Annotated in this window: 10 protein-coding genes and 3 pseudogenes; 3 read left to right on the top strand and 10 right to left on the bottom strand. The window is 50.1% G+C overall.

The annotated features are described in order from the left end of the window. Nucleotides 1-52: 52 nt before the first annotated feature. The gene (gene eco, locus RS584_RS15920; protein WP_032103230.1) at nt 53-562 is read right to left on the bottom strand and encodes a serine protease inhibitor ecotin; all 510 of its coding nucleotides are present in this window, start codon (nt 560-562) and stop codon (nt 53-55) included. A gap of 202 nt (nt 563-764) precedes the next feature. Between eco and RS584_RS15915 the strand changes: the two genes are divergently transcribed. Beyond that, nucleotides 765-1,025: a DUF2534 family protein gene (locus tag RS584_RS15915; RefSeq protein ID WP_148384292.1), complete on the top strand. Its 261-nt coding sequence runs from the start codon at nt 765-767 to the stop codon at nt 1,023-1,025. A gap of 1,225 nt (nt 1,026-2,250) precedes the next feature. Here the strand turns inward: RS584_RS15915 and RS584_RS23425 are convergent. From RS584_RS23425 to RS584_RS15875, 9 genes and pseudogenes are all read right to left on the bottom strand, one after another. After that, nucleotides 2,251-2,343 (bottom strand): annotated as a pseudogene (locus RS584_RS23425) (hypothetical protein); the annotation flags it as partial. 23 nt (nt 2,344-2,366) lie between these two features. Next, the gene (citG, locus tag RS584_RS15910; protein WP_315748322.1) at nt 2,367-3,272 is read right to left on the bottom strand and encodes a triphosphoribosyl-dephospho-CoA synthase CitG; all 906 of its coding nucleotides are present in this window, start codon (nt 3,270-3,272) and stop codon (nt 2,367-2,369) included. Then, a complete protein-coding gene (citX, locus tag RS584_RS15905; RefSeq protein WP_315748321.1) occupies nt 3,244-3,795 on the bottom strand; it encodes a citrate lyase holo-[acyl-carrier protein] synthase in 552 nt (183 codons plus the stop codon). Before citX ends, citG begins: the two co-directional genes overlap by 29 nt. A 3-nt stretch (nt 3,796-3,798) precedes the next feature. After that, the gene (citF, locus tag RS584_RS15900) at nt 3,799-5,331 is read right to left on the bottom strand and encodes a citrate lyase subunit alpha (RefSeq protein ID WP_315748320.1); all 1,533 of its coding nucleotides are present in this window, start codon (nt 5,329-5,331) and stop codon (nt 3,799-3,801) included. Continuing rightward, nucleotides 5,328-6,248 (bottom strand): aldolase/citrate lyase family protein, encoded by a 921-nt coding sequence (locus RS584_RS15895; RefSeq protein WP_315748319.1) that lies wholly within the window; start codon nt 6,246-6,248, stop codon nt 5,328-5,330. Before RS584_RS15895 ends, citF begins: the two co-directional genes overlap by 4 nt. Next, nucleotides 6,245-6,541, bottom strand: a complete 297-nt coding sequence (citD, locus tag RS584_RS15890; protein WP_012133370.1) for a citrate lyase acyl carrier protein — start codon at nt 6,539-6,541, stop codon at nt 6,245-6,247. The genes RS584_RS15895 and citD overlap by 4 nt, the downstream gene beginning before the upstream one ends. Beyond that, nucleotides 6,538-7,613: pseudogene (gene citC / locus RS584_RS15885) on the bottom strand ([citrate (pro-3S)-lyase] ligase). The gene citD and the pseudogene citC overlap by 4 nt, the downstream one beginning before the upstream one ends. A gap of 1 nt (nt 7,614) precedes the next feature. Further along, a complete protein-coding gene (locus tag RS584_RS15880) occupies nt 7,615-8,964 on the bottom strand; it encodes an MFS transporter (protein ID WP_315748318.1) in 1,350 nt (449 codons plus the stop codon). Between the two features lie 27 nt (nt 8,965-8,991). Further along, nucleotides 8,992-9,789: an amidohydrolase family protein gene (locus RS584_RS15875; RefSeq protein ID WP_315748317.1), complete on the bottom strand. Its 798-nt coding sequence runs from the start codon at nt 9,787-9,789 to the stop codon at nt 8,992-8,994. 127 nt (nt 9,790-9,916) lie between these two features. Between RS584_RS15875 and RS584_RS15870 the strand changes: the two genes are divergently transcribed. Next, nucleotides 9,917-10,657, top strand: coding sequence for a GntR family transcriptional regulator (locus RS584_RS15870; RefSeq protein WP_315748316.1), 741 nt, complete (start codon nt 9,917-9,919; stop codon nt 10,655-10,657). Nucleotides 10,658-10,827: 170 nt separating this feature from the next. Further along, a pseudogene (locus RS584_RS15865) lies at nt 10,828-11,138 on the top strand (integrase core domain-containing protein); the annotation flags it as partial. Nucleotides 11,139-11,851 lie beyond the last annotated feature (713 nt).

Genomic DNA, 11,851 nt, shown 5'->3' with positions numbered 1-11,851 from the left:
CAGAACGCACCCTTTCCTGGTCGGGTAAGCGAGAGCGCCACCCGACTTATTTTTAACGAACTACCGCTTGTCCTACCGTCTCATCCGCCTTCCATACGCGATATTTCACATCCACGTTTTCCGGCGTGTATACGACGATCGGCAGCTTGCTGTTATAGCGCAGCAGACTGTTATCACCCAGATACGCGGTAATAAATTTCTTCTCTTTCTTGCCGTCCGGGCACGCCATCATGGTGGAGACTGGCGAGGTTACTTTGTCGAAGACATAGTAGTCATAGCCCCAGCCTTCCAGCGTTTTGCTTTCCAGCTGGCCGCCCAGACGATGCTGGTTGCAGTCCACTTCCAGCGTCTGGCCGATTAACAGCTCAACTTTGAAATTTGCTTCATCCTGCTGAGCCGGGAGCTGAATAACCTGGCGCTTCATCCCTTTGTCCGCTTGCGGATACGGAGCAACTTTTTCCAGCGGCTGCTCTTTCCGGGTTTCGCTGGCGAAAGCACTGCTGCTGGCGCACGCAGCGGCGATGAGGGCGATGGCAAATTTAGGTGCGTTTTTCACTGTCATTCCTTTTTGTTAAAACGATCCTGGAAAGACTAACATATATCACGTGAATGGTTGGCGTAATTTACTCACATTTTCATTTTAAACGGAGTAATGCACTGCTTTTATATTCATTTATTGGTGTTTAATGCTGTAGTGGAGTCGGTGCGGCGATCGTGTTATTTTACGCGTTAATTATTGTTATTCATCTGTAAAGGGAGGGGAGATGGTACGGGAAAAACTGAAGACAGCTGAAGGCCGCAAGTTCCTGCTGGCGTTACTGGTTGTGTTTATGATTGCTGCTGCATGCGTGGGGCGAGCAACCATTGTCGGTGTGATTGAGCAGTACAACATCCCGCTCTCTGCCTGGACAACCAGCATGTTTGTCCTGCAATCGGCGATGATCTTTGTTTACAGCCTGGTGTTTACCGTCCTGCTGGCGATTCCGCTGGGGATTTTCTTTCTCGGTGGGCGTGAAAAACACTAAGCATTGCGCATGCGGAGACAGGCAATAAAAAACCAGCCATAAGCGGCTGGTTTTTTTGTGTAGTTTTGGTCGGCACGAGAGGAAAAAACTTTAGGTGATAACTTTATGATTTAATTGTTTTAATTTAATTCGTATTTTTTAGCTATGCCTAAAGGTATGCCTAAAATAGGAAATCATTCTCAATGACTTAACATAACCCCAGAAATCAAAACTGACATGCGATTACGGTTGCTGTGCGTAAAAATTTTCTATAGGCATTGTAGGGTTATGTGTGATGAATAAGTGGTGTTTAACTATATTGATGACAACAATGTTTTAGGCATCACTTTACTGTCCACAGTTCAAGCAAGTCAGGTGATAGTTTGTGTGGCTTGCGACATGCGACATGCGACATGGGAAAAGTTGGATCTGATCCTGAAAATGCTGGGATATTCATCGCGATGGAGAACCCAGTCAATGTTCCATTCTCGCTGAATATGTGTGGGGACACTGATCTGTCGGGAGTCGGATGCGGTAGTTCCGTAAGTCCGGTTCTGAGGAGGGGACCGTCCGGTTAAACGGCGGTCTACTCACCTCAAACCTTAACGGGAATTCGTCGCCTTGGAAAAGGTACTCTATTGGAAAAAATATGTAATTTTAGCGCAAAATAATCAGACAGCTCTCTTGAAGTTGAAGGTCCGCTGTCGCTCGTAGCAGACCTAAACGCTCCTCACATTGTCCGCTTTACAGGAAGAGGATAGTGATATAGTCAGAATTAGATCACCGTGTGACAACTGGTTTAATGCTCAGGTTCAGTCTATTATCATGTTTCTGCATTTGACAATTAATGCATATGCCGATTAACTAAACATTACAGGTAAAAACTCGTATCTGAGAATACATGCTTCGCTTATCACTGTGGCATCAGCTTCTATCCCCACTTCAACACGATGAAGGTCAATGAGTCCACCCTCACTAACGTCAGCGACCCATTGATTTAGCAGGGATTTATTCTTCATCTTCAGTATCCGGTAGAAATCGAGTGGTAGTTGTTGCGCCATTTTCAGTTGCGGTTTTTCTGGTACATTACCTCGATGAAGCGGAACGCATAGTTTTCTTCTCCTCTGATCATTTACTAGGGCATTAATCAGCGATTGACCCCTGATGCTGAGGGAAGCCACCCTGGGGCGATAACAGGTCTAACAGGAACTCTTTCTTCGCGCGCAGGCGGGTTCTTCAGCAGCTAGACAAGCGCGGCCATTTGGGTTGCATCTAAGGGTTTGCGCACAATCCTCTCGGCTGCACGTTCAGCTACGTGCTTACGGTATTCTTTTAACACAATTAACTCCTGATACATCTTTATTATTTCACATAAACAGGTACCCTGGTGAGGGCGGTTAAAAACCAGGTGACGATCAGCAAGTCGGCGCTGCCGCCAGGGCTGAGGTTGCGTGCAATACACTGCTGATCGAACCGGTGGAGATGTTCAAGATCGGCAGGAGAACGTATGCCTCCTTGCCGTAATAATGTTGTCGCCTGCTGTTGTATCCAGCGCAGGCCTTCCGCGCCGCCGCGTGATGCGACGTTGGTGTCGTCGTTCATTGAGATCAGCAGCAGCAGGGTGTCGAGCAGCGCCAGCTCGGGGTCGCGCCCCTGCCCCAGCAATGCGCGGTAGTGTGGTAAAGCATGGCGGATCACTAACGGGTAACCCGCTTCGGCTTCGCCGCGCGCGCCAGTTAACCCCAGCTGTTGGTACAAGCGTTGACCTGCGGTGAGTTGTTGATTGTTCTGTCGCAGTTCACGCTCGGTCAGACCCCAGCAAAATGTTGCGGCGGTCGAGCAGATGTTTGCAGGTGTGATCGGGGAACGCTGCTGGTGCAGGCGTCCGATGGCGGCGCAGAGCAGTCCCAGGGAAAATATGCTGCCTTTATGCGTGTTAACGCCGGCAGTGGCGCGAAACATGTCGGCTTCGCAGGCCATACCTAATGGACGTAGCCCTTTCAGTACGTCGTCTGACGGCAGCTGCGCGCAGCTCGCGCCATATTCGATAAAACGCGGCAGCCAGCCCTGAATGGCCAGCGCGCTGCGATGGAAATCTTCCAGCGCCATGTCTTTGTGCGCGCCGCAGTTAATGCGATCGACCAGACCCGGCTTGGGAGATAAATTGACTTCAGTCAGCATGGCGCGCCACGCCAGCAGGGCGTACGCGTCAAGCAGCGTCTGAGGAATGGCGGCGGAATCAGTTGATGTGGCTGGAATCGGCATCATGCAGCAGCGCCTCCATGCGAATAAGTAAGTCGGAAAGCGCGTGGGTTTTCCCCCGGGCGCATTCAGCGGCGCTTTGCTCGCACAACAGGCAGCGGCGGGCAGGAAGCGAAAAATGACGGCGGGACAGAATGTCGCCTTCCGGCGTCAGCACATCGATATCCCATAAACGTCCCAGCGGATGCTGATGCTCAAGCTCGATCGTGGCGAGCTTGAGATCGCGGGCCGGCGCCTCAATGGCGAGGAACCCTTCCGGCCCACTGGCTGAGGCCAGTGCAGCCTGTTCCCTGACAGACCAGCCTGCTTTTTTCGCCACGGCGAGCAGGGCGGTTACGCCGTGATTGAAGATTCGGCGAGTAAGCTCGCTGTCTTTAATCGGGCCGGGCGCCATCACGGTAAAGGAGACCAGTGGAGTGAGATGGCGCGTCAGCCAGGCATGTTGCCGCGCTTGTCTCTCATCACGGCTGACGAGCAGCTCGGGAATGGAAACCGCATGGCGAGTGGCCTGTTCTGGGAGCAGGTGCATGGCTTATTCCTTCACCTGATGAACAACGTCAATGACCGAACCGTCGCGGTAACGCACTACGGCGATGACGCGATCGGTATATTCAATGGCGCGGGGTTGGCCGGTGAGCAACTGCGCACGTTCACGAAGCCATTCAATGGAGACCACTTTCATTCCCGCTTCTTTCAGGCGTTCCGCCAGCTCCGGGCGCGCCGGGTTAACGGCGATGCCGTGGTCGGTCACCAGAATGTCGACGCTGGAGCCAGGCGTTACGCAGGTGAGCACGTTATCGACCAGCGTCGGAATGCGGCCGCGAACCAGCGGCGCGACAATGATCGACAGCGCGGCGGCAACGGCGGTATCGCAGTGACCGCCTGACGCGCCGCGCAGTACGCCATCGGAACCGGTCAGCACGTTCACGTTGAACCGGGTATCCACCTCCAGAGCGCTCAGCACCACGACATCCAGACGATCGACCGATGCGCCTTTTGAGCCCCAGTTGGCGTACTGGTTGGCGCTGATTTCGATGTGATTCGGGTTGCGGGCCAGCGATTCTGCGGCGTTACGGTCGAAGCTCTGTACGTCCAGCAATTTGCGGATCAGCCCTTTTTCATGCAGGTCGACAATCGTGGCGGTAATGCCGCCCAGCGCGAAATCCGCGTGAATATCGCGGCTGCGCATTTTGTCTTCCAGAAAACGGGTTACTGCCAGAGAGGCGCCGCCGGTTCCGGTTTGCAGAGAGAAGCCTTCCTGGAAATAGCCTGAGTTGGCAATCACGTCTGCCGCGCTGCGGGCGATCAACAGTTCACGCGGGTTGGTGGTCATGCGGGTCGCATCTGCGCCAATTTTGTCGGCGTCGCCTACCCGTTCGATCTGCACAATGAGATCCACCTGGTCCTGGGCGATACTGGCTGGATTATGCGGATACGGCAGCAGCGCTTCCGTCAGCAGAACAACCTGGCGGGCGTTTTCGGCATCCACTTTCGCATAGCCCAGCGAACCGCAGCAGGCTTTACCGGTGTAACCGTTGGCGTTGCCAAACGGATCGCAGGACGGCACGCCGAGGAAGGCCACATCGATATTGAGCTCACTGCTTTGCACCAGATGGACGCGACCGCCGTGGGAGTGAATTTGTACGGGCTCATTCAGCAATCCGCGGGAGATTTCTTCCGCCAGGGGGCCACGCAGACCAGACGTGTAAATTCGGCTCACGACGCCCTGGCGAATATGCCCGACCAGTGGCGCGTGGCAATCGCTCAGCGAACTGGAGGCCAGCGTCAGGTTTTTAAAGCCCATACAGGCGATGGTGTCCATCACCAGATTGATCGTCAGGTCGCCGCCACGGAAAGCGTGGTGGAAAGAGATGGTCATTCCATCCTGTAAACCAGAACGGCGGATGGCTTCTTCAAGCGTGGCGCACAGTTTTTTATCGCGCCGTTTTTGCGCCTGTAAATTCAGTTTCGAAGTGCTCTGAAAAGCGGAAAATTCGCTTTCGGCATGGCGATTAAAGGCCGCTATCCGTTCTTGTCGTTGAAGTTGTTCGATTTTCTGCGTCATTTTTTTGCCTTATTCTTCGCAAAGCCGGAAAGTTCTGCACGGGAGAGCACCAGACGGGCGCGTTCAATCACCGGGCTGTCTACCATTTTGCCGTTCAGGGAGACGACGCCGCGGCCTTCACGGGCGGCGGCTTCTGCGGCTTCCACGACCAGACGCGCATGGGCGACTTCTTTAAGCGTCGGGGCATACAGGTTGTGCAGCAGTTCAATCTGGCGTGGGTTGATGAGGGACTTGCCGTCAAAACCCAGCTGTTTGATGTGTGACGCTTCGTGCAGGAAGCCCGCTTCGTTATTGGCATCGGAATAGACGGTATCGAACGCCTGAATGCCTGCGGAGCGTGCCGCCTGTAAAATGGAGCAGCGGGCAAACAGCAGCTCGGTGCCTTCCGGGGAACGTTCGGTACGCAGATTGCGCACATAGTCTTCCGCCCCCAGCGCGATCCCGATGAGACGTTCGGAGGCGTGGGCGATTTCAACGGCGCGGGTAATGCCCAGCGGCGACTCGATTGCGGCCAGCAGTCCGGTGCTGCCGGGTTCACGGCCGCAGGTTTGCTCAATGCGTAGGATCTCTTTCTCGATGTCGGTAACATCCTGAGCGGTGTCGGTTTTCGGCAAACGGACAACGTCAGCGCCGCCGCGAACCACCGCTTCAAGGTCGTTAATGCCCCATTCGGAATCCAGCGCATTAACGCGGACAATGGTTTCCACATCACGGTACAGCGGGTGTTGCAGGGCGTGATACACCAGACGGCGAGCGGTATCTTTTTCACGCAGCGCGACGGAGTCTTCCAGGTCGAACATCAGCGCATCGGCCGGGTAGATAAACGAGTTGCTGACCATCGCGGCATTTGCGCCGGGGACGAACAGCATACTGCGTCGGGTGCGGGATTTACGTTGTTGCAGAGAGGCGGAAATCATTGGCGATCCTCCCACGGCAGAGCGGGGATGCCGCTGGCGCGAGCCAGTAACGCTTCCAGCCGCGCACGCAAAATGCAGTCCAGCGCGCCTTTGTCATCAACATTTAGTTGCACGCCGCGGACGTTATAACGGGCAAGCACATCCAGAATGGTGGCGCGAATGGCGTCGCCAAACTGTTTTTCAACGCTGCTGTTGATTTGCAGGTCAATATCCTGCGTGTCGAGTGGAGCAATGCGAATCATCACATCACCGGACTCAAGTGTGCCAGCGACGGCAGCCTGGTCTATTTTCATTTTTCACCTGTTTCTAATGCGGGGTCTTTTGGCGGACTACCGCGCTGGACGGGTTACGTTCAACCATGCCTTGCAGATAGTGCAGAGTGGGGTTGGGAACCAGCGGTGCGATAGCCGTGAGATCTTTTTTAACCAGCAGCTTGCGCACCCAGGAGGCGGAAATCGGCATCTCCTGGAAACACAGCCGCTCAATTTCCACCAGCTCGATGGGGGGGGCGGGAAGCGTTGGCGTCTTCAGCCAGTAGCGCATATCGTGGTTGTACTGGGAGGTGACGGTGCAAAACGGTTCCGTGCCGACAAAACGGTGTGTTACACCCAATGCTGGCGCCAGGTACTGGCGGAAAATCTTCAGGTCGATTTCGGTGTAACAGTGGTTAATGACGCTTTGTTCTTTGATGAAGTAGCACGGAAAGGTCGCACGCGAGATGATGTACTCGGAACCGCGATGCACAGTCAGGCGTGGAATATCCGTTGTTCCTTTGATCACCAGATCAAACCTGTCCTCGTACGGAAAACGCGACGTATCCTCTTTTACCAGGAACAGATGCAGCCAGTCGCACTGTGCGGCGGCCTGCTGGATCAGGTAGCGATGCCCGTTTGTGAAGGGGTTGGCATTCATGACGATACAGCCGATTTTTTTCCCGTCATGACGCAGTTTCGTTAAGGATTCAGCGTAGCGTTTCAGGCGCGTATTGCTGTTTTCCATGAGCACCATCACGCCAGGCACATCAGCCAGCGTTGAGAAGCCACACTGTTTAAAGAGCGCTTCGTATTCTGTTTTGGTGTAGATGAAGAGGTGCGTACAATGCCTTTCGTAGGCGAGGTTGATTAACTCTGTAGCCAGCGTCAGCGCCAGCCCTTCGCCGCGCACGGATTGGCAGATAGCAACGCATTTAATGATATTTCCGGCAATACCGCCGCAGGCAATAAGACGATCATCGCGCGTAACGGTAATAAAAACTTCGACGGTGGTATCCACGCTTAAATCATTCTTTTTAAGGAATTGCGTAATGGCGGCCATCTTTCTGTTTTCTGAACGTTTAACTCGTCCAAAAATATCATTAAATTTCATATTATTGGCTCGCTGCATTTTCTCTAATACTTTGTTTCTCACGGTGCATGGCTAAAAGAGAAGCAATAATGGAAATCGAGCTAAATATCATTGCCAAATACCAAATCCCGCGATATTCAAAGCTGTAACCAGCACCAGCAATAGAGAATTTTCCCGCCATGAATCCGCTATAAGCTAAAGCAGAAGCGCCAATCAATTGGCCGACCGTATTCACCATTCCCATTAATGCACCACCCGTTTTAACCGGCCAGATTTCAGCAACAGCTGCGTTAACCAAAGGGAACATATTAATTGCTGCGCCGATTACAAAAACTAATATTGCAAATAGTAGTGTAGATGGCATCTGATAGCTTAAAACAAACATCGATAGTGTAATGAATATATGAAAAAAAGCAATCATAAGTGTCCTAGGGACACTATGGCGAATCAGCAAAAAATCAGATAATTTACCAAATAAGGGAGTTCCCAGGATTCGGCCAGCAACATACACAGATGCCATCATTCCGCCCGCAACCATCGCCTCTACGTTTGATAATCCCTGAGTCTGCTTGTAGTAAGCTGCGGCATAAATAGGCAACCATGCAGGCAGGAGACGTAAAGAAACTGTAAAACCTTGCCAGGAAAACGTAATTACCCAGAACCATGGATCACGTAAAGCATTAAGCAGGGTAACCTTGTAGCTATTATCTTTTACCTGCTTACACGTCTCTTGCTCGGCAACAGAAGGTAGTCCTAACTCCGATGGATCCGAGCGCATACCGACAAAACATAGCATCATGATCGCCAGTGTAACGAAGGCCATAATTAAAGTGGAGGCACGCCATGAGCTTAATCCAAATACAGTAGCGCCCCCTACCATAAATAATGATATTAATGGCATTAATAAAAATGACCAAAGCTCACCTAATCCTCCACCAGTACCAGAGAAGATATTTAATACCATACCTCGCTCTTTTTTACTGAACCAACGAGAAAGTACCGCCATGCAAGGAACAAATGTTGCTGCGCCAACAAACCCCATTAATGCCCTGATAATAATGGCAATATGATATCCACCTGCATAAGCGAAGAGGGAAAACATAACAGCAGTCAGTAAAATACCGATAGAGATAACCTTCCTGCCACCCAGTATATCTGTAAGTGTTCCCCACGGACTTTGCCCTATTGCATAAGCGTAAAAAAACGCGGATCCCAGTATCCCTAACTCTTCTTTACCAATATTCCATTCACCAATAAGGTATTGAGAGATCCCCGTATAGTTCCAGCGCACCAGATTTCCTGACGAATAGGCAAGGATACAAACCACTAACACAATCCACTTGTACCAGCTTTTTTTATAAAAAATGCTCATGGTCAACCTTCCAATTTTTCCTGAAATTTAATTAATAAGTGACTCCGCACTCTTCGAGAGAATATATTGTCTTATCTCAACATCAGGTATTGTATATTTAAATAATTCGAATGTTTTCTGATAGTTAAATGTGTCCTCAAATCGCGTATGTGGCCAGTCACTTCCCCACAATAAATGCGAGGGACCAAAATGTTGAAGTAGAAGAGGAATCAGAGGTTTGACATTCTCATCCGCAGTCGCGGCACCACCATTGCGATAAGCACCAGACAATTTAACCCAAATATTATTACTTGCAGCATGTTCAAGTAGAAACTGAAATCCAGGATCGTTTTGTTTGTCCGCTTGAGAGGGTAAGCCAAAGTGATCAATAACAATTTTTACTTCTGACTTGAGCAATGCCCTAACTAGATTAGGCAAATCACTCGCAGCCCGATGCAACTCAACATGCCAGCCCAACTCTTTTACATGATTAATGAGTTGTTGCCATTCTGGTAATGCAAAATTGGGTAAATCAGCACCGATCAAATTTAAACGAATACCTATCACACCTGATTGCGCCATTTCATTAAGCTCAGCGCGTGAAACATTTGGCTCTACCACTGCCACACCGCGAAACCGTGTTGGATAACGGCGCAAGGCCTCCAGCATGTAATGATTATCTGTCCCAAGAAAGCTGGGTTGTACTAATACACCAGCATCAATACCGAATCGATCTAAATAGGTGATGTAGTTCTCTGGAGTGGCATCGTAATCAGGGATATAACGACAATGCTGAGCCAATGGCAGCCCCCGAACAAAAACATGTGCATGCGTATCAAAAATCATATTATCTGACTCATTTTATGTGCGTTTACCTGGCCACACCTGAAGATAAAATCTGCTAGAATGACATATCATTACTTTCTAGATTGATTAGTTGACTATGCAACCTGAAAAAAAGGATTACTTTGACATGCATCGCAATTTGCCGATTTACATGCAGATTAGAGAAGCGTTACGCAACGGAATAGCACAAAATGTTTATAAACAAGGCGAGCTTCTACCTTCTGAAAATGAACTCGCTGCACAATTTAATACAACACGCGCCACCGTGGTTCACGCGATGCAAGGCTTGCTTAATGATGGGTTGATTGAACGCGTGAGAGGGCGAGGAACTTTCGTCAAAAATTCTTCTGTTGTCACCGTAATGGATACGCAAACACTTGGTTTTTTCGAAAAGGATCTGATTGGCGTCGATAAACATCTTGAGTATCACGTCGTAGAGTTCACTCCTGTGACAACATCCGAACTGTTACAAACTAAACTGATGCTTTCAAAAAAGGAACGCATTCACCGGTTGTTAAGGCTTCGCTTGATTAATCAGCAACCTATCGCGCTTGAAATACGCTATATGCCCTCTATTTTTGCATTGCAAATAGACAAACAGGAATTAGAAGCGAACGCACTTCAAAATATATTTGAACACGTATTGAGAATAGATATACAGACTATCACAAATCAGGTTCGGGTAGCTCTTCCTGACCAAGAAGCGGCGCAGCAGCTTAAAATCAAACGCACTCGACCTATCCTTGTACGGCAGCATACCTATTTAACTTCTGATAACAAACCGGTTTTATGGGGCGAAACTCTATACCGGGAAGAGTATGAAATTCACTATACCTCTCATCGACAGACAGAAGCAGAGCACAAGTGACCTCCTTATTGGTATCGACCCAGGGAAGCATTTCAAGTTCATTTCTAGGACAAACCGGTCAGAGAGCTTTTGTGAAAAAAATTCACGCGAGAATGTTTGGGGATCTGCGTTCAACGGAGGTTGCAGGGATGCTGAACAGCATAGCGCTCAGACGCCCCTTACCACAGTTGCTGAAAACCGATAACGGCTCTGAATTTGCAGGAAAAATGCTGGACAAGTGGGTGTATGAACGGGGGATCCGTATCGATTTCTCTCGACCGGGAACACCGACGGACAATGTCCCAGTGGAGTCGTTCAATGGCAGGCTGCGCCAGGAGTGTCTGAACGAGACTGGTTCATGTCCCTGGAGGATGCGCGGTGCAAAATCGAGGCCTGGCGCATACACTATAACCAGAGGCGTCCCCATTCAGCACTGGGCTGGATGACGCCATCCGAATTCGCTGAAAAATCTGCCGGTTGCCAGAACATGCAGCCAACATGAAGCCGTTTATTCCTGATTATGACTAGAGCATATTCGGGGTCAGGATCAGAAGTCGGTTATTCCTGATTACGGCTGGATCATTTTCGGGGTCAGGGGCACTTTTTATCCGCCCAGTCCAGACCAACATGAGCAGCAAACTGATCTTTTGCAGTCATCACCAACTCCTTTTTATCGGGGATTGGTATGCATTCCACGTTCTTCGAAAGAAATATAGCCATACAGTTTGTCTGCATGCCCTGAGTATTCGTTAGCTAACGTGGAGTACCTACTGGCTCGAAAGCAAAGCGGCAATCATCAAACCACATGATACTGGCCCAATATTCGTAGCCAGTAAGCGCATGCCCTGAATCACTGAAAAGTGTAATTCTCAGGGGGGAATGACTATATCTGGATCTGGCACAGTGCGGGCCTTCATCTCTTCGACGTTGGAATGCAGTTGGTTAACACATTCTTCCAGCATAACACCGCAGAAAGCTCTTTCACTAGAGAGTCGTTCTACTGAATAGTAATGTCTACCCGGCACTATACTCATATTGCTGGGTATAAAATATCCTAACTGTTGAGTACCTTAACCTACATAAACGTATATGGGAAATATGCGGAAGTGGATATGAGCATTTGTTGACTTGGGCATTTATTCCTCCATTGTGTTGGCGTGTCGTATATTTCATAGAATGATGAATTTATTTATAATAGTTTGGTTAATTCATCGA

Origin of the sequence: Enterobacter sp. DTU_2021_1002640_1_SI_PRY_ASU_LCPMC_013 (assembly GCF_032389435.1) — a bacterium.
Lineage (GTDB): Bacteria > Pseudomonadota > Gammaproteobacteria > Enterobacterales > Enterobacteriaceae > Enterobacter > Enterobacter hormaechei_C.
The sequence above is the reverse complement of the archived record's forward strand: the minus strand, read 5'-3'. Positions and strand labels throughout refer to the sequence as shown.

Excerpts from the sequence above, each read along its gene's own strand:
- citF (WP_315748320.1), bottom strand. The coding sequence starts at position 5,331 with ATGACGCAGAAAATCGAACAACTTCAACGACAAGAACGGATAGCGGCC.
- citD (WP_012133370.1), bottom strand. The coding sequence starts at position 6,541 with ATGAAAATAGACCAGGCTGCCGTCGCTGGCACACTTGAGTCCGGTGAT.
- RS584_RS15880 (WP_315748318.1), bottom strand. The coding sequence starts at position 8,964 with ATGAGCATTTTTTATAAAAAAAGCTGGTACAAGTGGATTGTGTTAGTG.
- RS584_RS15915 (WP_148384292.1), top strand. The coding sequence starts at position 765 with ATGGTACGGGAAAAACTGAAGACAGCTGAAGGCCGCAAGTTCCTGCTG.
- citX (WP_315748321.1), bottom strand. The coding sequence starts at position 3,795 with ATGCACCTGCTCCCAGAACAGGCCACTCGCCATGCGGTTTCCATTCCC.
- eco (WP_032103230.1), bottom strand. The coding sequence starts at position 562 with ATGACAGTGAAAAACGCACCTAAATTTGCCATCGCCCTCATCGCCGCT.
- RS584_RS15875 (WP_315748317.1), bottom strand. The coding sequence starts at position 9,789 with ATGATTTTTGATACGCATGCACATGTTTTTGTTCGGGGGCTGCCATTG.
- RS584_RS15895 (WP_315748319.1), bottom strand. The coding sequence starts at position 6,248 with ATGATTTCCGCCTCTCTGCAACAACGTAAATCCCGCACCCGACGCAGT.
- citG (WP_315748322.1), bottom strand. The coding sequence starts at position 3,272 with ATGATGCCGATTCCAGCCACATCAACTGATTCCGCCGCCATTCCTCAG.
- RS584_RS15870 (WP_315748316.1), top strand. The coding sequence starts at position 9,917 with ATGCATCGCAATTTGCCGATTTACATGCAGATTAGAGAAGCGTTACGC.